The organism is Serratia sp. FGI94 (genome assembly GCF_000330865.1).
In the GTDB taxonomy this organism is placed as follows: Bacteria; Pseudomonadota; Gammaproteobacteria; order Enterobacterales; family Enterobacteriaceae; genus Serratia_B; species Serratia_B rubidaea.
Map to the genome: position 1 here is coordinate 152,043 of NC_020064.1, position 24,941 is coordinate 176,983.

The 24,941-nt window shown below is 60.1% G+C and carries 21 protein-coding genes and 4 tRNA genes; 19 read left to right on the forward strand and 6 right to left on the reverse strand.

The window, feature by feature from the left end; genetic code table 11:
• The first annotated feature begins 22 nt into the window (after positions 1-22).
• The 11 genes from rffC (at position 23) to D781_RS00685 (ending at position 8,721) form a co-directional block, all read left to right on the forward strand.
• Positions 23-745: a dTDP-4-amino-4,6-dideoxy-D-galactose acyltransferase gene (gene rffC / locus D781_RS00635; RefSeq protein ID WP_015344126.1), complete on the forward strand. Its 723-nt coding sequence runs from the start codon at positions 23-25 to the stop codon at positions 743-745.
• Positions 732-1,862: a dTDP-4-amino-4,6-dideoxygalactose transaminase gene (gene rffA, locus D781_RS00640; protein ID WP_015344127.1), complete on the forward strand. Its 1,131-nt coding sequence runs from the start codon at positions 732-734 to the stop codon at positions 1,860-1,862. Before rffC ends, rffA begins: the two co-directional genes overlap by 14 nt.
• 1 nt (position 1,863) lies before the next feature.
• Positions 1,864-3,114, forward strand: coding sequence for a lipid III flippase WzxE (gene wzxE, locus D781_RS00645; RefSeq protein ID WP_015344128.1), 1,251 nt, complete (start codon positions 1,864-1,866; stop codon positions 3,112-3,114).
• A complete protein-coding gene (locus tag D781_RS00650; RefSeq protein ID WP_015344129.1) occupies positions 3,111-4,196 on the forward strand; it encodes a TDP-N-acetylfucosamine:lipid II N-acetylfucosaminyltransferase in 1,086 nt (361 codons plus the stop codon). The genes wzxE and D781_RS00650 overlap by 4 nt, the downstream gene beginning before the upstream one ends.
• Complete coding sequence (gene wzyE / locus D781_RS00655) at positions 4,193-5,575, forward strand: ECA oligosaccharide polymerase (protein ID WP_015344130.1); 1,383 nt, start codon at positions 4,193-4,195, stop codon at positions 5,573-5,575. Before D781_RS00650 ends, wzyE begins: the two co-directional genes overlap by 4 nt.
• A gap of 8 nt (positions 5,576-5,583) precedes the next feature.
• Positions 5,584-6,324 (forward strand): lipopolysaccharide N-acetylmannosaminouronosyltransferase, encoded by a 741-nt coding sequence (gene wecG, locus D781_RS00660; protein WP_015344131.1) that lies wholly within the window; start codon positions 5,584-5,586, stop codon positions 6,322-6,324.
• A 358-nt stretch (positions 6,325-6,682) separates the two neighbouring features.
• Complete coding sequence (locus D781_RS00665) at positions 6,683-8,092, forward strand: amino acid permease (RefSeq protein ID WP_015344132.1); 1,410 nt, start codon at positions 6,683-6,685, stop codon at positions 8,090-8,092.
• A gap of 129 nt (positions 8,093-8,221) precedes the next feature.
• Positions 8,222-8,298: transfer RNA gene (locus D781_RS00670), tRNA-Arg, on the forward strand.
• A gap of 60 nt (positions 8,299-8,358) precedes the next feature.
• Positions 8,359-8,434, forward strand: a tRNA-His gene (locus D781_RS00675).
• A 48-nt stretch (positions 8,435-8,482) separates the two neighbouring features.
• Positions 8,483-8,569: transfer RNA gene (locus tag D781_RS00680), tRNA-Leu, on the forward strand.
• Between the two features lie 75 nt (positions 8,570-8,644).
• Positions 8,645-8,721, forward strand: a tRNA-Pro gene (locus D781_RS00685).
• 1,193 nt (positions 8,722-9,914) lie between these two features.
• Here D781_RS00685 and hemY read toward each other — a convergent pair.
• From hemY to hemC, 4 genes are read right to left on the reverse strand one after another with little or no spacing between them, the layout of a single operon-like run.
• Positions 9,915-11,108 carry a protoheme IX biogenesis protein HemY gene (hemY, locus tag D781_RS00690; protein WP_015344133.1) on the reverse strand — a complete coding sequence of 398 codons (1,194 nt, stop codon included), beginning with the start codon at positions 11,106-11,108 and terminating at the stop codon, positions 9,915-9,917.
• A gap of 3 nt (positions 11,109-11,111) precedes the next feature.
• Complete coding sequence (gene hemX / locus D781_RS00695; protein ID WP_015344134.1) at positions 11,112-12,239, reverse strand: uroporphyrinogen-III C-methyltransferase; 1,128 nt, start codon at positions 12,237-12,239, stop codon at positions 11,112-11,114.
• Positions 12,240-12,262: 23 nt separating this feature from the next.
• Positions 12,263-13,003 carry a uroporphyrinogen-III synthase gene (hemD, locus tag D781_RS00700; RefSeq protein WP_015344135.1) on the reverse strand — a complete coding sequence of 247 codons (741 nt, stop codon included), beginning with the start codon at positions 13,001-13,003 and terminating at the stop codon, positions 12,263-12,265.
• Positions 13,000-13,941, reverse strand: a complete 942-nt coding sequence (hemC, locus tag D781_RS00705) for a hydroxymethylbilane synthase (protein ID WP_015344136.1) — start codon at positions 13,939-13,941, stop codon at positions 13,000-13,002. The genes hemD and hemC overlap by 4 nt, the downstream gene beginning before the upstream one ends.
• A 314-nt stretch (positions 13,942-14,255) precedes the next feature.
• Between hemC and D781_RS00710 the strand changes: the two genes are divergently transcribed.
• Entirely contained in the window at positions 14,256-16,811 is a 2,556-nt protein-coding gene (locus D781_RS00710) for a class I adenylate cyclase (protein ID WP_015344137.1), read from the forward strand.
• A gap of 25 nt (positions 16,812-16,836) precedes the next feature.
• On the opposite strand, the gene cyaY is transcribed toward D781_RS00710, so the two are convergent.
• A complete protein-coding gene (cyaY, locus tag D781_RS00715; RefSeq protein WP_015344138.1) occupies positions 16,837-17,157 on the reverse strand; it encodes an iron donor protein CyaY in 321 nt (106 codons plus the stop codon).
• Between the two features lie 127 nt (positions 17,158-17,284).
• Between cyaY and D781_RS00720 the strand changes: the two genes are divergently transcribed.
• The 6 genes from D781_RS00720 to uvrD all read left to right on the forward strand — a co-directional run bounded on the left by D781_RS00720 (position 17,285) and on the right by uvrD (position 22,948).
• Positions 17,285-17,488 carry a lipoprotein gene (locus D781_RS00720; RefSeq protein WP_283093060.1) on the forward strand — a complete coding sequence of 68 codons (204 nt, stop codon included), beginning with the start codon at positions 17,285-17,287 and terminating at the stop codon, positions 17,486-17,488.
• 72 nt (positions 17,489-17,560) lie between these two features.
• A complete protein-coding gene (dapF, locus tag D781_RS00725; protein ID WP_015344140.1) occupies positions 17,561-18,385 on the forward strand; it encodes a diaminopimelate epimerase in 825 nt (274 codons plus the stop codon).
• Positions 18,382-19,086 (forward strand): DUF484 domain-containing protein, encoded by a 705-nt coding sequence (locus D781_RS00730; RefSeq protein WP_015344141.1) that lies wholly within the window; start codon positions 18,382-18,384, stop codon positions 19,084-19,086. Before dapF ends, D781_RS00730 begins: the two co-directional genes overlap by 4 nt.
• Complete coding sequence (gene xerC, locus D781_RS00735) at positions 19,083-19,994, forward strand: tyrosine recombinase XerC (RefSeq protein ID WP_015344142.1); 912 nt, start codon at positions 19,083-19,085, stop codon at positions 19,992-19,994. The genes D781_RS00730 and xerC overlap by 4 nt, the downstream gene beginning before the upstream one ends.
• Positions 19,994-20,710 (forward strand): 5-amino-6-(5-phospho-D-ribitylamino)uracil phosphatase YigB, encoded by a 717-nt coding sequence (gene yigB / locus D781_RS00740; protein ID WP_015344143.1) that lies wholly within the window; start codon positions 19,994-19,996, stop codon positions 20,708-20,710. Before xerC ends, yigB begins: the two co-directional genes overlap by 1 nt.
• Positions 20,711-20,785: 75 nt before the next feature.
• Positions 20,786-22,948, forward strand: a complete 2,163-nt coding sequence (uvrD, locus tag D781_RS00745; RefSeq protein WP_015344144.1) for a DNA helicase II — start codon at positions 20,786-20,788, stop codon at positions 22,946-22,948.
• 12 nt (positions 22,949-22,960) lie between these two features.
• On the opposite strand, the gene D781_RS00750 is transcribed toward uvrD, so the two are convergent.
• Positions 22,961-23,434, reverse strand: coding sequence for a WbuC family cupin fold metalloprotein (locus D781_RS00750; RefSeq protein WP_015344145.1), 474 nt, complete (start codon positions 23,432-23,434; stop codon positions 22,961-22,963).
• A 512-nt stretch (positions 23,435-23,946) separates the two neighbouring features.
• On the opposite strand from D781_RS00750, the gene corA reads away from it, so the two are divergent.
• Entirely contained in the window at positions 23,947-24,897 is a 951-nt protein-coding gene (corA, locus tag D781_RS00755; protein ID WP_015344146.1) for a magnesium/cobalt transporter CorA, read from the forward strand.
• Positions 24,898-24,941: the final 44 nt, after the last annotated feature.

Here is a 24,941-nt window from a genome sequence, read left to right on the forward strand (position 1 = left end):
CATCAACTGAATGGATAACGCTATGATTCTCCGCGCTACCGTCGACCCGTTAACCTGGGAAAGCGACTATTTCCGCATTAACAGCGCCAGGCTGAATATTGCCGACTCGGCGCCGCCGCTGACCGCCGCCGCGCTGGAGCGCTTTGCGCTGGTTCAGGCCAAAATCCCCGCTCACCGTCTCGACCTTACCGATGCGCTAGCCCCGTTGGGTTTTCAGCTGGCGGAGGGTGAAGTCGATCTGGTTATCAATCTTGGCACGAAATGTGCTTATACTCCGGCGTCTGATATACGTCCGGCGACGGTTGCCGATATTGCCGTGTTACAGGCGGCCGCCGCACAGGCGTTCGCCGCCAGCCGTTTCCGCGCACCTTGGTATCAGCCGGCGGACAGCGGACGGTTTTACGCCACCTGGATTGAGAAGGCGGTGCTGGGCACCTTCGACCATCTTTGCCTGCTGGCGCTGGATGGTCACGGGCAGCCGGAGGGCTTTGTCAGCCTGCGCGATATCGGCAGCGGCGAGGCGCGCATCGGTCTGCTGGCCGCGTTTCCCGGCGCCGCTGGCAAGGGTATCGGCGCCCGGCTGATGGCTGCGGCGGTCGGCTGGTGTCAGCAACAGCAATTACAGCGCCTGCGGGTGGCGACACAGATAAGTAATAGTGCCGCGCTACGGCTCTATCAACGGCACGGTGCCGTTATCGACAGCACCGCGTATTGGTTATACAGAGGTTCACATGATTCCATTTAACGCACCACCGGTTGTTGGCACGGAAATCGACTATATGCAGGCTGCCATGAGCAGCGGGAAGCTGTGCGGCGACGGCGGCTTTACCCGCCGCTGTCAGCAGTGGATGGAGCAGCACTTCGGCGCGCACAAGGTGCTGCTGACGCCGTCCTGCACCGCGTCGCTGGAGATGGCGGCGATTTTGCTGAACATCCAGCCGGGCGACGAAGTGATCATGCCGAGCTTTACCTTTGTCTCCACCGCCAACGCCTTTGTGCTGCGCGGCGCCACCATCGTGTTTGTCGATGTGCGTCCGGACACCATGAATATCGATGAAAGCAAAATCGAGGCGGCGATTACCGACAAAACCCGCGCGATCGTGCCGGTGCACTACGCCGGCGTCGCCTGTGAAATGGACGCCATTATGGCGCTGGCGAAAAAGTACAACCTGTTCGTGGTGGAAGACGCCGCGCAGGGCGTGATGTCGACCTACAAGGGTAAGGCGCTGGGCACCATTGGCCATATCGGCGCGTTCAGCTTCCATGAAACCAAAAACTACACCGCAGGCGGCGAAGGCGGCGCGACGCTGATCAACGATCCGGCGCTGATTGACCGCGCCGAAATCATTCGCGAGAAGGGCACCAACCGCAGCCAGTTTTTCCGCGGCCAGGTGGATAAATACACCTGGCGCGATATCGGTTCCAGCTACCTGATGGCCGACTTGCAGGCCGCCTACCTGTGGGCGCAGCTGGAAGCGGCGGAACGCATCAACCAGCGGCGGCTGAAGCTGTGGCAGAACTATTACGACGCGCTGAAGCCGCAGGCCGACGCCGGGCGTATCGAGCTGCCGGTGGTGCCGAAGGACTGCCGCCATAACGCCCATATGTTCTACATTAAGCTGAAAGACGTGCAGGATCGTACGGCGTTTATCAACTACCTGAAAGAAGCGGAAATTATGGCGGTATTCCACTATATTCCGCTGCATGCGTGCCCGGCGGGCGAGAAGTTCGGCCACTTTGCCGGCGAGGACCGCTTCACCAGCAGTGAGAGCGCGCGCCTGGTGCGGCTGCCGCTGTATTTCAACATGTCCGATGTTAACCAGCGCACGGTGATTCACACCATTTTGAGCTTCCTCGCCTGATATGTCGCTGGCAAAAGCATCCGTCTGGACCGCCGGCTCCACGCTGGTCAAAATCGGCGTGGGGCTGCTGGTGGTGAAACTGCTGGCGGTGGCCTTTGGGCCGAGCGGCGTGGGGCAGGCGGGCAACTTCCGCCAGCTGATCACCGTGCTGGGCGTGCTGTCCGGCGCCGGTATCTTCAACGGCATCACCAAGTATGTCGCCGAGTATCATCAGGATCCGCAGCGCCTGCGTCTGGCGGTAGGCACCGGATCCAGCATTGTGTTGGGCTTCTCGACCCTGCTGGCGCTGGTGTTTCTGTTTGCCGCCGAGCCGATCAGCCAGGGGCTGTTCGGTCATACGCGCTATGTTAACGTGGTGCGCGCGCTGGCGTTTATGCAGATGGGCATCGCCTACGCCAACCTGTTTTTGGCAATCCTGAAAGGCTACCGCGATGCGATGGGCAATGCGCTGGCGGTGATCGGCGGCAGCCTGATTGGCCTGGTGGCCTTTGTCGCGTGCTTTAAACTGGGCGGCTATGAGGGCGCATTGGCGGGGCTGGCTCTGGTGCCGGCGCTGGTGGCGCTGCCGGCCGGCGTGCTGCTGTGGCGGCGTAAAACGCTGCCGCTGCGCTATCTGGCGCTGGCGTGGGACAAGGCGCTGGCCAGCCATCTGGGCAAGTTCACCATTATGGCGCTGATCACCTCCGTGACCTTGCCGGTGGCGTATGTCATGATGCGTAACCTGTTGGCGGCGCACTATAGTTGGGATGAGGTGGGGATCTGGCAGGGCGTCAGCAGCATTTCCGATGCCTATCTGCAGTTTATTACCGCCTCGTTCACCGTGTATCTGCTGCCGACGCTGTCGCGCCTGAGCGATAAGGCGGCGATTAGCCGCGAAATCGTCCGTGCGCTGAAGTTTGTGCTGCCGGCGGTGGCGGCGGCCAGCTTTACCGTGTGGCTGCTGCGCGATTTCGCTATCTGGCTGTTGTTCTCGGACAAGTTTGTCGCCATGCGCGATCTGTTTGCCTGGCAGCTGGTGGGCGATGTGCTGAAGGTGGGCGCTTATGTGTTCGGCTATCTGGTGATCGCCAAGGCGTCGCTGCGCTTTTATATTATGACTGAGGTCAGCCAGTTCCTGCTGCTGACGCTGTTCTCGCACTGGCTGATCCCGCAGCACGGCGCGCTGGGGGCGGCTCAGGCCTACATGGCAACCTACATAGTCTATTTCACGCTGTGTAGCTGCGTATTTATTCTTTACCGTAGACGAGTATGACCACACTGATTCACGTATTGGGATCTGATATCCCGCACCATAATCAGACGGTGCTGCGCTTTTTCAACGACGTGCTGGCTAACCAACTGCCCTTGCCGCAGGTAAGCCGGTTTATGGTCGCCGCCAAAGATGTGGCCGCGCTGGGCGAGTTCCCGGCGTTGACGATTGACAGCTATCCGGATAAGAAAAGCCTGGCGGAGGCGGTGATCGCCTGCGCCAAGGCCGACCGCAGCCGCCGTTTTTTCTGGCACGGGCAGTTTAACCCGACGCTGTGGTTGGCGCTGCTGAGCGGCAAAATCAAGCCGCAGCAGGTCAGCTGGCATATCTGGGGGGCCGATCTGTATGAAAATGCCACCGACTGGAAGTTCCGTCTGTTCTATCTGCTGCGCCGGGTGGCGCAGGGACGGGTCGGGCGCGTGTTTGCCACGCGCGGCGATCTGATCCACTATCAGCAGCGCCATGCGCGGGTGCCGGCGTCGCTGCTCTATTTCCCGACGCGGATGGATCCGGCGCTGACCGGCATTGAGGTCGAGAAGAATGTCGCCGGGCCGATGACCATTCTGGTCGGCAACTCCGGCGACCGCACCAATCGCCATATCGAAGCGCTGCACGCGATTCATCAGCAGTTTGGCGCCAATGTGCGGGTGATTGTGCCGATGGGCTATCCGGCCAATAACGACGACTATATCGGGCAGGTGCGCAGCGCCGGCCTGCAGCTGTTTGGTGAAAGAAATCTGCAGCTGCTCACCCAGCAGGTGGCGTTTGACGATTACCTCAATATTCTGCGCGAGTGCGATCTCGGCTACTTTATCTTCGACCGCCAGCAGGGCATCGGCACGCTCTGCCTGCTGATTCAGTTCGGCGTGCCGTTTGTGCTCAGCCGACAGAACCCGTTCTGGCAGGATCTGGCCGAGCAGCGCTTGCCGGTGCTGTTTTACGGCGATACGCTGGATGAAGCGGTGGTGCGCGAGGCGCAGCGCCAGCTGGCGTCGGTGGACAAGCAGGATATCGCCTTCTTTAACCCGAACTATATTGACGGTTGGCGGCAGGCGTTGGCGCTGGCGGCGGGAGAAACGGCATGACGCTGGCCCAATTTGGCGGTTTGCTGGTGGTGTACCTGATTAGCGTCACGTTTATTCTGACGGTGACCTATCAGGAGTTCCGGCGCGTGCGGTTTAACTTTAACGTCTTCTTTTCGCTGCTGTTCCTGCTGACGTTTTACTTCGGCTTTCCGCTTAGCTGTCTGCTGGTGTTCCGGTTTGACGTGGCTATCGTGCCGGTGGAGTTCCTGCTGTACGCCATGCTCTCCGCCACCTGTTTCTATGCCATCTATTACGTCACCTATAAGACCCGGCTGCGCAAGCGCAGCGCCGAGCCGCGCCAGCCGCTGTTTGACATGAACCGGGTGGAAACTAACCTGACCTGGGTGCTGCTGGCGCTGGTGGCGGTAGGCACGGTGGGGCTGTTCTTTTTGCAGAACGGTTTCCTGCTGTTCAAACTGCACTCCTACAGCCAGATATTTTCCAGCGACGTGTCCGGCGTGGCGCTTAAGCGCTTCTTCTACTTTTTTATCCCGGCGATGCTGGTGGTGTTCTTCCTGCGGCAGAGTCTGCGCGCCTGGTTTTTCTTCCTGGTGGCGACGGTGTCGTTTGGCCTGCTGACCTATGTGATCGTCGGCGGCACGCGCGCCAATATTATTATCGCGTTCGCCCTGTTCTTGTTTATCGGCATCGTGCGCGGCTGGATCACGCTGTGGATGCTGGCGGCGGCGGGCGTAATGAGCATTGTCGGCATGTTCTGGCTGGCGCTGAAGCGCTATGGCCTGGACGTCAGCGGCGATGAGGCGTTTTACACCTTCCTGTATTTAACCCGCGACACCTTCTCCCCCTGGGAGAATCTGGCGCTGCTGCTGCAGAATTACGACAAGATCGACTTCCAGGGGCTGGCGCCGATCGTGCGCGACTTCTACGTCTTTATCCCCAGCTGGCTGTGGCCGGGGCGGCCGGACGTGGTGCTGAATACCGCCAACTACTTTACCTGGGAAGTGCTGGAGAATAATTCTGGGCTGGCGATTTCGCCGACGCTGATCGGCTCGCTGGTGGTGATGGGCGGCGCGCTGTTTATTCCGCTTGGCGCGGTGGTGGTCGGGCTGATCATCAAATGGTTCGACTGGCTGTATGAGCTGGGACGCCATGAGCCGAACCGCTATAAGGCGGCCATTCTGCAGGGCTTTTGTTTTGGCGCGGTGTTCAACATCATTGTTTTGACGCGTGAAGGGCTGGATTCTTTCGTGTCGCGCGTGGTGTTTTTCTGTTTGATTTTCGGCGCCTGCCTGGTGCTGGCGAAGTTGCTGTACTGGCTGTTTGATACGGCGGGTCTGATCAAGACGCGCATGGGTTCCCGCCCGCGCGTGGTGCAGCCGGCCGCTGCTTCAGAGTCCGACAGCCTACTGCAAAGGTAATGAGAATAATGGATACAAAGGTTTCGGCTCCCGAATACACGCTGCGCGGCATCAAGCTCTGGGGATTTCGCAATATGTCGCACTGCCTGGACTTCCTGTTCGACGGCGGCAAGATGAAACAGGGAACGTTGGTGGCGATGAACGCCGAGAAAATGCTGGCGGCAGAGCAGGATGCCACGCTGCGGGCGCTGCTGGACGGCTGTGAATTTAAATACGCCGACGGCATCAGCATGGTGCGCGCGATGCGGCGCAAATATCCCGGTGCTGATGTTTCGCGCGTGGCGGGCGCCGATCTGTGGGAGGCGCTGATGCAGCGCGCCGGGCAGGAAGGCACGCCGGTCTTTTTGGTCGGTGGTAAGCCGTCGGTGCTGGCGGAAACCGAAGAGAAACTGCGCCGCCAGTGGAATGTCAACATCGTCGGCAGCCAGGACGGTTACTTCACGCCGGAACAGCGAGAAGCGCTGTTCGAACGGATTCACGCCAGCGGCGCGGCGATCGTCACCGTGGCGATGGGCTCGCCGAAGCAGGAAGTCCTGATGCGCGACTGCCGCCAGGTGCATCCGCAGGCGCTGTATATGGGCGTCGGCGGCACCTATGACGTGTTTACCGGCCACGTGAAGCGGGCGCCGAAGGTGTGGCAGAACCTCGGGCTGGAGTGGCTGTATCGCCTGCTGTCGCAGCCAAGCCGTATCCGGCGGCAGATCAAACTGCTGCGGTTCGTCGGCTACTATTACGGCGGTAAACTGTAAATGCGCCGGCCGGAGTTTCTGTTGTTCCGGCAGGGTTGGCTGACGTAGTTGTGCGGCGATGGTCGAACATTGCCGCACAACTATAACCTCATCCAAGAATTATCCCGCCTTTTATTCCATAAAGTTTTAATCCGCGGTTTGCTTATAGCAGCAAAATACGGAACGATACCGCCCGGAAATCATTCCAGGCCGCCGATGCCGCTAATCACAGTGCTGAATATCCTTTTTCGCTGTCAATTTGCCCTCATCCTTACTGGCGATCGGTCGCGCTGGCGGGAGTGGTACCACTCGCTGTTTAAAACAATAAGGCCGCTGCCGGCCAATGCACGCACGACGCAGACATAACGACTGAGGAATTATGCCAACTAAAGATAAACCGCAAGGACTACATCGCGGGCTGGAAGCCCGGCACATCGAACTGATTGCGCTTGGCGGCACGATCGGCGTCGGCCTGTTTATGGGCTCGGCCAGCACCCTGAAATGGGCGGGGCCTTCGGTGCTGCTGGCATACATTATCGCCGGGCTGTTTGTGTTCTTTATCATGCGCTCGATGGGCGAGATGCTGTTTCTGGAGCCGGTGGCCGGCTCGTTTGCGGTCTATGCCCACAAGTATATGGGCCCTTACTTCGGCTACCTGACGGCCTGGGGCTACTGGTTTATGTGGATTGCGGTCGGGATTTCGGAAATTACCGCCATCGGCGTGTACGTGCAGTTCTGGTTCCCGGAGATCCCGCAGTGGCTGCCGGCGCTGCTGGCGGTGGCGATGGTGGCGGTGGCCAACCTGGCGGCGGTGCGGCTGTATGGCGAGCTGGAGTTCTGGTTTGCGATGATTAAGGTGACCACCATTATCGTGATGATTTTGGTGGGGCTGGGGGTGATCTTCTTTGGCTTCGGTAACGGCGGCGCGCCGACCGGGTTCGCCAACCTAACCCAGCACGGCGGCTTCTTCGCCGGCGGCTGGAAGGGCTTCCTGTTTGCGTTGTGCATCGTGGTGGCCTCTTATCAGGGCGTGGAGCTGGTGGGCATTACCGCCGGCGAAGCGAAAAATCCGCAAATCACCCTGAAGCGCGCCATCAACAATATTCTGTGGCGCATCCTGATTTTCTACGTCGGCGCCATTTTCGTGATTGTCACCATCTTCCCGTGGGATGGCATCGGCACCGCGGGCAGCCCGTTTGTGCTGACCTTTGCCAAAATCGGCATCGTGGCCGCTGCCGGCATCATTAACTTTGTGGTGCTGACCGCGGCGCTGTCCGGCTGCAACAGCGGCATGTACAGCGGCGGACGCATGCTGTATGCGCTGGCGAAGAACCGCCAGTTGCCGTCCGCGTTCACCCGGCTGTCCGCCAGCGGCGTGCCGGTAAACTGCATCGCCGTTACCATTGTCTGCCTGCTGGCGGGATCGGTGCTGAACTACATCATTCCTAATCCGCAGCAGGTATTTGTGTATGTTTACAGCGCCAGCGTGCTGCCGGGCATGGTACCGTGGTTCGTGGTGCTGATTAGCCAGCTCTACTTCCGCCGTGAACATAAAGCGGCGATTAAAAGCCACGGTTTTAAATCGATAATGTTCCCGTATGTGAACTACCTGACCATTGCTTTCCTGGCCTGCGTGCTGGTTGGCATGGGCATTAACCCGGATACGCGTATTTCTCTGCTGGTCGGGGCGATTTTCCTGGCGGCGGTCAGCCTGTGCTACTTTGCCTTCGGTATGCATAAAAAACGGCATCAGGCTGAAATTGGGATAAAAAACCAGCAGCAAAGCTGAGAAAGGGGCTGCGGATTGTGCTTTTATGCGCAGGAGTGAGCAAAGCGTAATCAAACGCAACATTTCTGCGAAAAAGCACTAGACAGGATTGCTTTAAATCCGTAGTATCCCCACCCGCAACGGCGCTACGCGCCCGTAGCTCAGCTGGATAGAGCGCTGCCCTCCGGAGGCAGAGGTCTCAGGTTCGAATCCTGTCGGGCGCGCCATTTAGTTTGTGCGCAAGAGCTGCGGTGGTATGATTACCGCGTGAAGTAAGTAAAGAAATGGTGGCTATAGCTCAGTTGGTAGAGCCCTGGATTGTGATTCCAGTTGTCGTGGGTTCGAGTCCCATTAGCCACCCCACTTTACCCCAGGGGTAGAGTAAGAGATAAAAAGCTGTTTTGTGACCGTGCGAAGGTGGCGGAATTGGTAGACGCGCTAGCTTCAGGTGTTAGTGTTCTTACGGACGTGAGGGTTCAAGTCCCTCTCTTCGCACCACACAAAACGTCATGTAAATCTTAGCGATTACATAGACATGGGCTTTAAAATCTTGTAGTATCAGCACCACAGAATCGGCGAGTAGCGCAGCTTGGTAGCGCAACTGGTTTGGGACCAGTGGGTCGGAGGTTCGAATCCTCTCTCGCCGACCAATTCGAAAAACCTGCTTTTTAAAGCAGGTTTTTTTTCGTCTGTAGCTTGAAGAGGATGAGACAAAACTGTCGGGAACAGTTTTGAACAACGCGTCAGCGTTGGCCCGTAGGGTGAGCGCAGGACGCGCGAATAACCTCCGAAGGAGGTTTGAGCCGAGCGTAGCGAGACCACGTTGCGCAGCAACGCCCGTAGGGGGCGCATCTTTGATGCGCATAATCCTCTCTCGCCGACCAATTCGAAAAACCTGCTTTTTAAAGCAGGTTTTTTTTCGTCTGTCGTTTATCCGCAGGCATCCTACGCCTGACATCCTTCCCCCTCCGCATACCATACGCTGCTGTTCAGCTTGCCGGTTATAGCTGCTATCCGCCCGCTGTTGGTCTTTGGCGACAAGGCGGTTGCGCGCTGTCGCCGGTAAGAGACATATAATCAATTGAAATATAAAGGTAAAAATAACTTTACCTTAAGTCGTCGTTTTTCAGCGACAGGCTGGTTGGCGGTCGGCAGCGGCGGGGCGGATGGCCTCCGGCGGTAGACTAACGATATGGATACAAATAAACCGTTTAAATTCAGTAAATTAAATTTATTTTTATCTGGATTGCCATTAGCTGGCAAGAGTTGGCACGCGAAGTGCAATATCTATAGCGTAGATGCTCATTCCACTTCTTATGTTCGCCTTAGGCCTCATAAACCCTGGGAATGACGCAGAGCCGATTTAGGGTGCCTATTGCCCACCAGAACGATGAAAGCCTCGCTTGCGACGCCGACATCACACTGCGGGCACAACGTTGAGTGAGGCACCACCCCTGTTGTCCTAGACCTGATTGCTTCTTTATGCACTTGCCAGACTGGCAAGTGTTTTTTTTTGCCTATACCCGTCATACTTCGAGCTGCAGATGCGTTGGCTGCGCTCAGTCACCCGAATCACTTACCTGTGTAAGCTCATCGGGATTCCTTCCCTTGCCGCCTTCCTGCAACTCGAATTATTTAGGGTATCTACCCGTCATACCTTAAACCGCAGATGCGTTGGCTGCGCTCAGTCACCCGAATCACTTACCCGTATCAGCTCAGCGGGATTCCTTCTCTTACCGCCTTCCTGCAGATCGAATGATTTAGGGGATATTGCCGTGTAAAGGGATGAGGGCGAAAAAAAAGCGTGGCCGTGGCCACGCTTTGATAAGCCGTTTATCCGGCGTTATTCGCCATTTTGCCGCAGGGTCAGCATCAGGCCTTCACGTCGCATCTGCGCCGCCTCTTCGGAGCGGTGCAGCTTTTCCAGTACGTCGGCCAGCCAGGCGTAGTCATAGGCGTCCGGACGCTGCTTCAGGGCTTCCTTGAAGGCGTCGTTGGCCTGTTGCCATTCACCGTGCTTCATCAGCAGCTGGCCCAGCGTGCTGTTAAGCAGCGGCGTGGCGCCATGCTGTTTGATCTGCTGACGCAGCGCTTTTTCCAACTGCTCCGGGTTGCCGGATTTGATGCGCGGTATCAGCAGCACCAGGCGTTCGTCATACTGGCGTTTCAGGCCGTCCAGCACGATCTCCTGCGCCATTTGGTGATCGTCGCATTCGATCAGGTGCTCCACCATGGCGATCTGCAGCGGCACTTCATGGCGTACTTTACGGCTCTGATTCTTCCACCAGCGTTTCAGGCCGTCGCTGCCTTCTTCCGCCATCGCCTGATTCATCAGGCCGAGATAGGCCTGCTGTTGCAGCGCCTGCAGTTTCTCCTCGTCGTGCAGCTTGATTTTGCTCATCGACGGCAGGATTTCCAGCAGGGAGGCGTAAGCGCCGGTGCGCAGGTAGGCCTGCTCCGCCAGGCGCAGCACTTCCGGATGGCGCGGCGCCTGGTTCAGCAGGCGATCGACCCCGTGGCGCGCGGCATGTACTTCTCCCTGCGCCAGCTGAATGCGTACGCGGGTAATGTCGACCGGCAGCTGATCGGTATCCGCCGCTTCGGCGGCGCGCTCCAGGTACTGATTGGTGCGGAACTCGTCGCCGCGCTGCTGCGCCGCTTCCGCCGCCAGCAGGTAGTTCACCACCGGCTGTTCGGCATGGTCGGCATTGCGCGTCAGCAGCTGTTCGACCTGTTTATGGTCGCCCTCCGCCAGCTTAATCAGCGCCGCCTTGGTTTGCGCGCGTGCGCGGCTGCGTTTACGGCCGAGGAACCAGCCGCGGGTGCGGGCGCCGGTGCGGAAAATGCGGCGCAGGATCCATTCGATGATAAACAGCACCACAAACAGCAAAATACCCATGATCACCAGGCCGGTGACGCTGGTTTCGATATTGTAGTTATCGGTCTGGATCAGGACGTAGCCCTGATGGCCGGCCAGCATCGGCCCGAGCACCACGCTGGCGATCAGCACCAGAAACAGGAATAACACGCGTAACATGGCTTATCCCTCCTGGTGAGTGGCGGCAGCGCCTTGCGCCAGCAGATTGCGTACCCGGGTCTGCATCAGTTTTTCCAGCAGCGGCTGGCTCTTCAGCTGGTCCGGTACGTCCATTGTCACGGACTGCTGGCTCAGGCCGTCCAGCTCTTCCAGGAAGGCTTTGGTGGCCGGGTCGCTGGTATCGAAATAGGCGCGCACCCAGGTGGAGATGGTTTCCAGCGACTGCTTATACACCTCGTTCTGGTGGCGCGGCACCGCCTGGGCGGCGACCAGCAGACGGGAGCGGATGTTTTCGCGCAGATAGATGTCCTGATTCGGCGCCAGCAGCGGTTCGGCGCCGGTGTCGCGGCGGCGGATGGTGATAAAGTTGGCCATAAAGTTATGCCAGGACTTGGTCAGGTTTTGCCGCCATTCGCCGAGCGAGGCGGACAGCTCGCCGCTGTCTTCGTCCATCGGCGCTTCATCACTGTCGTTATCCGCCAGGCGCAGGTTATCAACCTGGTTAGACAGCTGGTTCACTTTCAGAATGATGCCGTCAAAGTCGACCTGAGACAGGGTGGACAGCCCGCTGATATCTTCGGTAATGGCGCGGCGTACGGTCATCAGGCTTGGATCGTTCATATCCGCCAGACTGGCGTCGGCGCTTTTCAGCAGGGTGGCGGCGGTGGTGACGTCCTGATCGCTCCACAGCTTGCGGCCGGCCATTTTAACCAGGAAGTCGGCCTGAGCCAGTAGCCAGGTTTTGGCGTCGCTGCCGGAAATGGTGGCGACTTTTTCCTGCAGCTCGCTGAGCTGACGCGCCAGCGAGGTTTGTTCGCGGTCAGCGGCGTCGAGGGTTTTCCCCTGCTGCTGCAGCAGGCCTTCCAGCGCGCTTTTTTCCTGCTGCTGGCTCTGCTTGAGCTCCGCCAACTGCTGTTGCAGGGACTGGTTCGCCGCAATCAGTTGCTGAGCCTGTTGGTGTGTGTGGTAGTAACCGCCGGCACCCAGTGCAATAACCAGCACGATGGCGATCGCGCCGAGCATCGGGCCGCTGTTTTTGCTTTTACGGCTGCCGGTCTCTGGCTGTTGGGGACTCTCAACCGCCTGGTTGCTCTCTTCAACCGGTGCGGATGGGGTATTTTGTTCCGTCATAGTGGCGCATCCCATTGTCAGGTTTATTGTAGCGCGCGTAGCAGCGCGTCATTATCGGCATTTTCAGCTACCCGAATGCTGCTCCAGCCCAGTTCCCGGGCCAGGGTAGCCAGACGTTCGCTGACCACCACCAGGCGGCAACGCAGCAGCCATAAAGAACGGTAGTAATCAGGAACTAAAGTATACAACTGTTGTAACATTTCACCGCTGGTGACCACCAGCGTATCAATGCCCACGCGCTGCCAGTGGGCGCTTTGCTCCGCGCCGTCGTAATGGACGGGACTGCGCTGGTAACATTCATAATAGCTGACGTTGGCGCCGCGCTCGCGCAGCGTTTCGCCCAGCAGCTCGCGTCCACCGTTGCCGCGCAGGATCAGCGCCTGCTTGCCGGCCAGTTTTTGCAGCGCGGGTAATAATAGTAGCGTTTCGCTGATTTCGCGCTCGTGCGGATAGTCTACCGGCAGGCTGGTGATGCGGTGCAGCGCCAGCGCGGTGCTGCGCCCGATGGCGTAATAGGCGGCCTGGGCCGGCCAGGCGAAGCCCGCGCGCCCCATCACCGAGTCGGCGTAGTTCACCGCATTCTGCGACAGGACGAACACCAGATCGTCGGTGTGCAGGCCCTGCAGCGCCGACGCCAGGCGCGGCAGATCGGCGCCGGGAGCGAAATCAATCAGCGGAGCATGATAGGCAACCCGGCCGAGCGCACGCAGCCGGCTGACCAGTTGCTCCCCGGACGGGGAAGGGCGGGTTACCAGAATCGTCATGCCGGCGGATCTCCCTGATACACGTCCTGCAGAATTTCACGCGCGCCGTTGGCCAGCAGCTCTTCCGCCAGCGAGACGCCCATTTGCTGCGCCTGTGCGGCCGGGCCGCGGCGCTCGCCGCGCACCATCTGGCTGCCGTCCGGCGCGCCGACCAGCGCGCGCAGCCACAGCGTATCGCCGTCCAGCTCGGCATAGCTGCCGATCGGCACCTGACAGCCGCCTTCCAGACGGGTGTTCATGGCGCGTTCGGCGCTGACGCGCAGGGCGGTCGCCTCATCGTTCAGCGGCGCCAGCAGCGAGCGGGTCACCTCGTCGTCCAGCCGGCATTCGATGCCGACGGCGCCCTGGCCGACGGCCGGCAGAGACTCTTCCGGGCTCATGGCGCTGCGGATGCGCTGCTCCAGCCCCAGCCGCTTCAGGCCGGCGACCGCCAGAATAATGGCGTCATACTCGCCGTTATCCAGTTTGGACAGGCGGGTGCCGACGTTGCCGCGCAGATCGCGCACGATCAGGTCGGGGCGACGCTGGCGCAGCTGGCACTGACGACGCAGGCTGGAGGTGCCGACCACGCTGCCCTGCGGCAGTTGATCGAGGGATTCGAAACGGTTTGATACAAATGCGTCGCGCGGATCGTCACGCTCGCAAATGGTCACCAAACCCAGCCCCTGCGGAAATTCTACCGGCACGTCTTTCATCGAGTGCACGGCGATATCGGCGCGGCCTTCCAGCAGCGCCAGCTCAAGTTCTTTGACAAACAAGCCCTTACCGCCGACCTTCGCCAGCGGCGTATCCAGAATGATGTCGCCGCGCGTCACCATCGGCACCAGCTCCACCCGCAGGCCGGGGTGGCTGTCCATCAGACGCTGCTGCACATAGTGTGCCTGCCAGAGCGCCAGAGGGCTTTGTCGGGTGGCAATTCGAATAATTTTGTCTAACATGCTTGTTACCGTTTTTATATTTCGCCAGCCATCCTACCACTGAGGACGAAAACTGTCAGTGCAAGAAGGAGGTGGTCAGGAAAAGGACAACGGAATCAACAGGACGTGTGATGTGTTTTGGGCAGTTAACACTGCAGATACGTCGTTTAGGGTAAGGCGATAATAAGTGTGTCGCGTTACTTCCTTTACGGTCAATCGGCAAGGTGTTAAATTGATCACGTTTCCAGCAATAAGTCGTCAAATACTCTTCCTCTTAACGACGCTTACGGAATACGGGTTTTTTTCTAAGCACCGGGATAATCAGGCGAGACGTCTTGTACCTTTATATCGAGACATTGAAGCAGAGACTGGATGCGATCAATCAACTACGTGTCGATCGCGCCCTGGCGGCCATGAAACCTGCCTTTCAACGGGTATACAGTCTGCTGCCTACCTTACTGCACCACCACCACCCGCTGATGCCGGGTTACCTCAATGGTAACGTTCCCCATGGCATTTGCCTCTACACGCCTGATGAAAACCAACAATCTTATCTGCACGATCTGGAAGACAAGTGGGGCAGCCCGTTTGAAACGCTGGCCAGCGGCGAACTGCCGATCACCGGCGTTTACTCCATGGGCAGCACCTCGTCGATCGGGCAGAGCTGCAGCTCGGATCTGGATATCTGGGTTTGCCACCAATCCTGGCTCGATAACGAAGAGCGCAATCGCCTGCAGCAGAAATGCAGCCTGCTGGAGAAGTGGGCGGCGTCGATGGGCGTGGAGGTCAGCTTCTTCCTGATCGACGAAAACCGCTTCCGCCATAACGAAAGCGGCAGCCTGGGCGGCGAAGACTGCGGCTCCACGCAGCATATCCTGTTGCTGGACGAGTTTTACCGCACCGCGGTGCGCCTGGCCGGCAAACGTATCCTGTGGAATATGGTGCCGTGCGAAGAAGAAGCGCATTACGACGAATATGTACTGTCGCTGTATGCTCAGGGGGTGCTGACGCCGAACGAGTGGCTGGATCTCGGCGGGCTGGGCACGCTGTCGGCGGAAGAGTACTTCGGCGCCAGCCTGTGGCAGCTGTATAAGAGCATCGACTCGCCGTACAAGGCGGTGCTGAAGACCCTGCTGCTGGAGGCTTACTCCTGGGAATACCCCAACACGCAGCTGCTGGCGACCAGCATTAAACAGCGTCTGCATGCGGGCGAGATCGTCTGTTTCGGTCTGGACGCCTACTGCATGATGCTCGAGCGCGTCACCCATTATCTGACGCAGATTAACGACACCACCCGGCTCGATCTGGTGCGCCGCTGCTTCTACCTGAAAGTGTGCGAAAAACTGTCCCACCCGCAGGCCAGCGTCGGCTGGCGGCGGGAGATCCTCAGCCAGCTGGTGAGCGAGTGGGGCTGGGATCAAGAGCGGCTGGCGATGCTGGATAACCGCGCCAACTGGAAAATCGAGCGGGTGCGCGAGGCGCATAACGAACTGCTGGATGCGATGATGCAGAGCTACCGCAACCTGATCCGCTTTGCGCGCCGTAATAACCTCAGCGTCAGCGCCAGTCCGCAGGACATCGGCGTGCTGACGCGTAAGCTGTACGCCGCCTTTGAGGCGCTGCCGGGCAAGGTGACGTTGGTCAACCCGCAGATTTCACCGGACCTGTCGGAAGGCGACCTTACCTTTATTCACGTGCCGATCGGCCGCGCCAACCGCGCCGGCTGGTACCTGTACAATCAGGCGCCGGCGATGGACTCCATCGTCAGCCACCAGCCGCTGGAATATAACCGCTATCTGAACAAGCTGGTGGCCTGGGCCTATTTCAACGGCCTGCTGACGTCGCGCACGCGGCTGCACATCAAGAGCGCCAACCTGTGCGACAGTGAAAAACTGCAGGAGCTGGTGGCCGACGTATCGCACAGCTTCCCGCTGCGCCTGCCGGCGCCGACCCCGAAGGCGTTGTACAGCCCGTGTGAAATCCGCCACCTGGCGATTATCGTCAACCTGGAAAACGACCCGACCGCCGCCTTCCGCAATCAGGTGGTGCACTTTGACTTCCGCAAGCTGGACGTGTTCAGCTTCGGCCAGCAGCAGCAGTGCCTGGTCGGCAGTATCGACCTGCTGTACCGCAACTCGTGGAACGAGGTGCGGACGCTGCATTTCAGCGGTGAACAGTCGGTGCTGGAAGCGCTGAAAACCATTCTGGGCAAAATGCATCAGGATGCGTCGCCGCCGGAGTCGGTGGAAGTATTCTGCTACAGCCAGCACCTGCGCGGGCTGATCCGCACCCGCATTCAGCAGCTGGTGTCGGAATGCATCGAACTGCGCCTGTCCAGCACGCGGCTGGAGCCGGGCCGCTTCAAGGCGGTGCGCGTGGCCGGCCAGACCTGGGGGCTGTTCTTCGAGCGTCTGAGCGTCTCGGTGCAGAAGCTGGAAAATGCGGTGGAATTTTACGGCGCGATTTCCAACAACAAGCTGCACGGCCTGTCGATCAAGGTGGAAACCGATCAGGTGCATCTGCCGCCGGTGGTGGACGGCTTCGCCAGCGAAGGGATTATTCAGTTCTTCTTTGAGGACGCCAAGGACGATCAGGGCTTTAATATCTACATTCTGGACGAGTCGAACCGCGTCGAGGTGTATCACCACTGCGAAGGCAGCAAGGAAGAGCTGGTGCGCGACGTCAGCCGCTTCTACTCCTCCTCGCACGACCGCTTTACCTACGGCTCCAGCTTTATCAACTTCAACCTGCCGCAGTTCTATCAGATCGTGCAGATCGATGACCGTACGCAGGTGATCCCGTTTCGCAGCAACGCGCTGTCCAATCTGTGCGTTACCGTCAGCGACGGCGCTGCCGCGCAGCCGCTGAAGCAACAATACCAACTGCACTGATTCACGCAGGCGCCCGCGACGGCGCTCAGGCGAACTCGATGGTTTCGCCGGCCTGCTGCGTTGCCGACTCGCTCAGCAACTGGGAGAATGACCAGCCGCTGCGGTCGCACACCCAGGCGCCGTCGCGGTAGTCGAAGTGGTAGCCGCCGGACTTGGTGGCCAGCCAGACCTGATGCAGCGGCTCCTGACGGTTGATCACGATCTTGCTGCCGTTCTCAAAGGTCAGCGTCATCACGCCGCCGTTGGTTTCGTAATCGATGTCCGCATCGCCGTCAAAATTATCCAGCGTTTGTTCAATATCCAGCATCAGCTGGTCAGCCAACCGGTGAAACTCACTGTCGTTCATATTCGATTCCTATTGCTTTTCATGATCCACCTGCGATTATATACCCTTCATACTTGCCGCCTTGCTGCAACGCCGATTATTTTGGCCAGGGCAGGTTCGGACGCATAAATAACAGGCATTAATGCAAATGAAAAAACAACTACGCTATGCGCTGCTGGCGGTGCTGGTCGCCGGTCTCTCTGGGTGCGGTCTGAAAGGCCCGCTGTACTTCCCCGCTGATGAAGCGAAGGGCGAGAAAGCGGCGCAGCCGGTACAAACCGGCGATCAGGTGCAGAAAAATCAGCAGGAAGCCGCCGGCTCTCAGCAAAAACCGTCGATGACCGCGCAATAACGCGTTCTTCGGCGGAGGCGCTCGCCGTTGTGAATAACCGACGACGGGCGCGTCCAGAAAGCGGAGTATGATATGCAGTTCTCCAAAATGCACGGTCTGGGCAACGACTTTATGGTGGTCGATGCCGTGACGCAGAATGTCTATTTTTCCCCGGAGCTGATTCGTCGGCTGTCTGACCGGCATCTGGGCATCGGTTTTGACCAGATGCTGGTGGTGGAGCCGCCTTACGATCCGGAGCTGGATTTCCATTACCGCATCTTCAACGCCGACGGCAGCGAAGTGGCGCAGTGCGGCAACGGCGCGCGCTGTTTCGCCCGCTTTGTGCGGCTGAAAGGGCTGACCAACAAGCGCGATATTCGCGTCAGCACCCAGACCGGGCGCATGGTGCTCAGCGTCACCGACGACGATCGGGTGTGCGTCAACATGGGCGAACCCAACTTTGAGCCGCAGGCGGTGCCGTTCCGCGCCGCCAAGGCGGAGAAGACTTATATCATGCGCGCGGCCGAGCACACGGTGCTGGCCGGCGTGGTGTCGATGGGCAACCCGCATTGTGTTTTGCAGGTGGATGATGTAAAAACCGCCAAAGTGGAACTGCTTGGCCCGGTGCTGGAAAGCCATGAACGTTTTCCGGAGCGCGCCAACATCGGCTTTATGCAGGTGGTCAGCCGCGACCATATCAAGCTGCGCGTTTACGAGCGCGGCGCCGGTGAAACGCAGGCCTGCGGCAGCGGCGCCTGCGCCGCCGTGGCAGTAGGGATTCAACAGGAATTGCTGTCAGAAGAGGTGCATGTGGAGCTGCCGGGCGGCAGTCTGCATATACGCTGGAAAGGACCGGGTACGCCGCTGTTTATGACCGGCCCGGCAACCCATGTTTATGACGGATTTATTCATCTATGAAAAGCGTTGAGGACCAGGCCGTCGCAGCCATTGCGCTTGATGACGACGCCGTAATGCAGTACCTGCAGCAGAACCCGGATTTCTTTATGCGCAATGCGCGCCAGGTTGAGCAGATGCGCGTTCCCCATCCGGTGCGCGGCACCGTATCGCTGGTGGAGTGGCATCTGGCGCGGCAGCGCAACCATATCGACCGGCTGGAAGAAGAGATCACGCTGCTGATGGAGCAGGCCAGCGCCAATGAAGGGCTGTTTGGCCGGCTGCTGCATCTGCAGGCCAACCTGGCCACCGCCGACAGCCTGCAGGATATGCTGAACCGCCTGCAGCGCTGGGCGCGCGGCTTCGGGCTGGCCGGCGCCAATATTCGCCTATTCAGCGACCGCTGGCAGATCGGCGCGCCGTCGGACTTTACCCACCTTGGCATTGCGCGTTCGGCGTTTGAGCCGCTGCGCATTCAGCGCCTGGGGGATGATCACCACTTCCTCGGCAGCCTGAACGGCCCGGAACTGCTGCTGCTGTTGCCGCAGGCCAAACAGGTCGGATCGGTGGCGCTGTCGCTGCTGGGTGAGGACGGCGATCTGGGCATGGTGATCTTCAGCAGCCGCGATACGCAGCACTATCAGCCGGGCATGGGCACCGTGATGCTGGCCCAGCTGGCGCGTATGCTGCCGGAACTGCTGGAACGCTGGGTCGAACGCGCATGACGGCGTCAGCGGCCGGCCTGCAGCCGCCGGTGGACGCTTTTCTGCGTTATCTGAAGGTGGAGCGCCAGCTCAGCCCGCTGACCCAGCTTAACTATTCCCGTCAGCTGCAGGCGCTGTGTGCGCTGGCCGGCGCGCTGGGCGTCAGCGCCTGGTCGCAGCTGGATGCGGCGCTGGTGCGGCAGCTGGTGGCCCGCAGCAAGCGGGCGGGGCTGCACGCCGCCAGCCTGGCGCTGCGGCTCTCCGCGCTGCGCAGTTTTCTCGACTGGCAGGTGAGTCGGGGAGAACTGCCCGCCAACCCGGCCAAGGGCATCCGCACGCCGCGCAGCGGCCGCCATCTGCCGAAAAATATCGACGTTGACGAAGTGAGCCAACTGCTGGAGATCGACGTTAACGATCCGCTGGCGGTGCGCGACCGCGCGATGCTGGAAGTGATGTACGGCGCCGGGTTGCGTCTGGCGGAGCTGGTGGGGCTGGACTGCCGGCATCTCGATCTGGCCGCCGGCGAGATTTGGGTGATGGGTAAAGGCAGTAAAGAGCGTAAGTTGCCGATTGGCCGCACCGCCGTCACCTGGCTGGAGCGCTGGCTGGCGATGCGCGATCTGTTTGCGCCGGACGACGACGCGGTATTTCTCTCCAATCAGGGCCGGCGTATCTCCACGCGCAATGTGCAAAAGCGCTTTGCCGAGTGGGGCGTCAAACAGGGCGTCAGCAGCCATATTCATCCGCACAAGCTGCGCCACTCGTTCGCCACCCACGTGCTGGAATCCAGCGGCGATCTGCGCGCGGTGCAGGAGCTGCTGGGGCATGCCAACCTGACCACCACGCAAATCTATACCCACCTCGACTTTCAACACCTGGCCAACGTGTACGATGCGGCGCATCCACGCGCCAAACGGGGGAAATCCTGATGCATTTTTACCGGCCGTTGCGCCCGCTGGCGGCGCTGACGTTCGATCTGGACGATACGCTGTACGATAACCGCCCGGTGATCGCCGAGACCGAGCGGCAGTCGGTGGCCTTTTTACAAGATTACCATCCGGGGCTGAAGGATTTTCAGTCGGCGGATTTTCACCGTCTGCGGCAGGAGCTGCGCGCGCGCGAGCCGGAGATTTACCATGACGTCACCCGCTGGCGCTGGCGGGCGATTCACCTGGCGCTGAGCCGGCAGGGGCTGACGGACGGCGACGCGACGGCGGGGGCCGACGCCGCCATGCGGCACTTTGCCGACTGGCGCAGCCGCATTGAGGTGCCGGCGGCCACCCACGCCACGCTGAAGGCGCTGGGGGCGCGCTATCCGCTGGTGGCGATCACCAACGGCAACGTCGAACCGGCGCGCTGCGGCCTGGAGGGATACTTCCGCTTTGTGCTGCGCTCCGGGCCGGACGGCCGCGCCAAGCCCTATCAGGATATGTATCAGCTGGCCGCCGAGCGGCTGGCGATCGCGCCCGCGCATATTCTGCACGTGGGGGACGATCTGACGACCGACGTGGCGGGCGCGCTGCGCGCCGGTTTTCAGGCCTGCTGGATCAATGACCGTCAGGGTAGCCTGATGCAGGCCGCCGACGGCCGTTTACTGCCGCATATTGAGGTTTCGCAGTTGGCATCGCTGACAGCGTTGTTATAATCCCCCCATAACTCTGTATAAATTCACAGTGAAAGCCGCGCCGGCGCGGTTTTCCCTTACCACGTAATGGTGCCTATGGACGTTTCCGATCTGCTCAACAGCATGAATGACAAACAACGTGAAGCCGTGGCGGCGCCACGCAGCAACCTGTTGGTGCTGGCAGGCGCGGGAAGCGGCAAAACCCGGGTGCTGGTGCACCGCATCGCCTGGCTGTTGGCGGTGGAGAACTGCTCGCCGTACTCGATCATGGCGGTCACCTTCACCAACAAGGCGGCGGCGGAGATGCGCCACCGTATCGAACAGCTGATCGGCACCAGCCAGGGCGGCATGTGGATCGGCACCTTCCACGGCCTGGCGCACCGCCTGCTGCGCGCCCACCATATGGACGCCAATCTGCCGCAGGACTTCCAGATCCTCGACAGCGAAGACCAGCTGCGGCTGCTCAAGCGCATTATCCGCGCGCTGAACGTGGACGAGAAACAGTGGCCGCCGCGCCAGGCGATGTGGTACATCAACGGCAAAAAGGACGACGGCCTGCGTCCGCAGCATATTGAAAGCTACGGCAACCCGGTGGAGGCCACCTGGCTGCGCATCTATCAGGCCTATCAGGAGGCCTGCGACCGCGCCGGGCTGGTGGACTTCGCCGAGCTGCTGCTGCGCGCCCATGAGCTGTGGCTGAACAAGCCGCACATCCTCAACCATTACCGCGAGCGTTTCAGCAATATCCTGGTGGATGAATTCCAGGATACCAACCGCATTCAGTACGCCTGGATCCGCCTGCTGGCGGGCGACAGCGCCAATGTGATGATCGTCGGCGACGACGACCAGTCGATCTATGGCTGGCGCGGCGCGCAGGTGGAGAATATTCAGCGCTTCCTGAAGGACTTCCCGGGGGCGGAAACCGTCCGCCTGGAGCAGAACTACCGCTCGACCAGCAATATCCTTAAGGCCGCCAACACGCTGATTGCCAATAACGACGGCCGCATGGGGAAAAATCTGTGGACCGAAGGGGCGGAAGGAGAGCCGATTTCGCTGTACTGCGCGTTCAACGAGCTGGATGAAGCCCGCTTTGTGGTTAACCGCATCAAAACCTGGCAGGAGAACGGCGGCGCGCTGAACGACTGCGCCATCCTCTACCGCAGCAACGCCCAGTCGCGCGTGCTGGAAGAGGCGCTGCTGCAGACCGCGATGCCGTACCGCATTTACGGCGGCATGCGCTTCTTCGAACGGCAGGAGATCAAGGATGCGCTGGCCTATCTGCGCCTGATCGCCAACCGCAACGACGACGCGGCGTTTGAGCGCGTGGTGAATACGCCGACGCGCGGCATCGGCGACCGCACGCTGGACGTGGTGCGCCAGACGGCGCGCGACCGTCAGCTGACGCTGTGGCAGGCCACGCGCGCGCTGCTGCAGGACAAGGTGCTGGCCGGACGCGCCGCCTCCGCCCTGCAGCGCTTCACCGAGCTGGTGGATTCGCTGGCGCATGAAACCGCAGATATGCCGCTGCACGTGCAGACCGACCGGGTGATCCGCGATTCCGGCCTGTTCCTGATGTACGAGCAGGAAAAGGGTGAAAAAGGTCAGGCGCGGATCGAAAACCTGGAGGAACTGGTGACGGCGACGCGCCAGTTCAGCTATCAGGAAGAAGATCAGGATTTAATGCCGCTGCAGGCGTTCCTGTCCCATGCGGCACTGGAGGCCGGCGAAGGGCAGGCCGACGCCTATCAGGACGCGGTGCAGCTGATGACGCTGCACTCGGCGAAAGGGCTGGAGTTCCGCCAGGTGTTTATCGTCGGCGTGGAAGAGGGCATGTTCCCCAGCCAGATGTCGCTGGAAGAGGGCGGCCGGCTGGAGGAGGAGCGCCGTCTGGCCTACGTCGGCCTGACGCGGGCGATGGAAAAGCTGACGCTGACCTATGCCGAGACCCGCCGGCTGTACGGCAAGGAAGTCTACCACCGGCCGTCGCGCTTTATCGGTGAGATCCCGGAGGAGTGCGTGGAAGAGGTGCGGCTGCGCGCCAGCGTGTCGCGCCCGGTGAAGCACCAGCGCATGGGGACGCCGATCGCTGAGAACGACACCGGCTACAAACTGGGCCAGCGGGTGCGCCATCCGAAGTTTGGCGAAGGTACCATCGTCAATCTGGAAGGCAGCGGCGAACACAGCCGGCTGCAGATTGCCTTCCAAGGTGAGGGCATCAAATGGCTGGTAGCGGCCTACGCCAAGCTGGAGACGCCGTAACCCCGGCGCGCTTTAGCCCGGGTAGCGGTCGCCTTCCTGCGCGGTGGCGTACCAGCGCAGCACGGCGTCAATCCCGTCGCCGCCTTCGGGCGGCGCCCAGGTCATGCAGTCTTCTGCCGCCAGCGGCTGATACGGCCCCGGTTTCACCTCAAACAGCACCCCGCCGGCATCAACCGACAGCACGGTATGCCAGACGTTGGCGGGCATCTCCAGCAGCCGGTTCTCTTCGCCCAGCATAATGCGCCGGGTTACCGCACCGCGATCGTCAAACTGCAGCACCACAAAGCGGCCGCGCAGCGGCGTCAACAGCTCCCAGGCGAGTGGGTGGCGGTGCGGGCGGATATAGGTGCCCGGCTCCATGGCGATGGTCATGCGCTGCACCGGCTCGCACGTATCGTCATGCAGCAGGTGGTGAGTGCGCAGGCGCGGCAGTTGGGCGGCCTGCTCGCCCATGAGGTTCATCTGTTGCAAGGTTATCAATTTCATTAAGGAAATCCGCAAGCTATCGGTAGAGAGAGTCTAGCAACTTTCCCGGCGCGGGGCGTTGCGCACGGTCATTTCTTTGCGCCGGCGCGCGGATTTTTATCGCCCTGTCATCGCGGTGAATTGTTGGGGATTTATCCTGTTTAACGTGTTGACAGGCTTTTTCCTCTCGGCGTAACATGCGCGCACGATTATCAATGAGGACATTCGCCTTGGACACACCCAGTAGATGCTGGCTCACTGACCTGGATCCCAACAGGTACAACTTCTAAGGCTATCCCATTACGCTGATAGCCTTCGTGGTTGTCGGCGACCCCTCTGTGCGTCGCTCTGAGTCAGATCTCTTTATGGTCTGAAACGAGCATGGCCTGCGTGCCCCTCCGTTTCTGTGCTTCAACGCGTTGTCCGCCTAAAATGATGTGAATTGCATCTGTGGGTTTGGGCGCGTCTGCGCCCGGGATGATGTAATGCCGATGAATGCAGGGTATCCCCTCACCATTAGGGAGTTTTAGCACATGCTGAGCGCTTTCAAATTAGATCACAGCCGCTTGTCCCGCCTCGAGCTGGATGAGGCCGAAGACCTGACTACCTCGCTGTGGGTTGACCTGGTCGAGCCGGAAGAAAGCGAGCGCGACCGTGTGCAACATGAGCTGGGGCAAAGCCTGGCCACCCGTCCGGAACTGGACGATATCGAGGCTTCGGCGCGCTTCTTTGAAGACGAAGACGGTCTGCACATCCACTCCTTCTTCTATTTTGAAGATGCGGAGGATCACGCCGGCAACTCCACCGTGGCGTTTACCATCCGCGACGGCCGGCTGTATACGCTGCGCGAGCGCGAGCTGCCGGCGTTCCGCCTGTACCGCATGCGCGCCCGCAACCAGATGATGGTGGACGGCAACGCCTATGAGCTGCTGCTGGACCTGTTCGAAACCAAAATTGAACAGCTGGCGGACGAAATCGAGAATATTTACAGCGATCTGGAAAAGCTCAGCCGGGTCATTATGGAAGGCCATCAGGGCGATGAATATGACGAAGCGCTGTCGACGCTGGCGGAGCTGGAAGATATCGGCTGGAAGGTGCGCCTGTGTCTGATGGATACCCAGCGCGCGCTGAACTTCCTGGTGCGCAAGGCGCGGCTGCCGACCGGCCAGCTGGAGCAGGCGCGCGAGGTGCTGCGCGATATCGAATCCCTGCTGCCGCACAATGAGTCGCTGTTCCAGAAGGTGAACTTCCTGATGCAGGCGGCGATGGGCTTTATCAATATTGAACAGAACCGCATCATCAAGATCTTCTCGGTGGTGTCGGTGGTGTTCCTGCCGCCGACGCTGGTGGCCTCCAGCTACGGCATGAACTTCGAATTTATGCCGGAGCTGAAGTGGTCGTTCGGCTATCCGGGCGCGATCAGCCTGATGATTCTGGCCGGCCTGGCGCCGTACCTGTACTTCAAACGCAAGAACTGGCTGTAAGCCGCTGGCCGAAGCGGTGCGGCGCCTGCCGCATCGTGATTTCA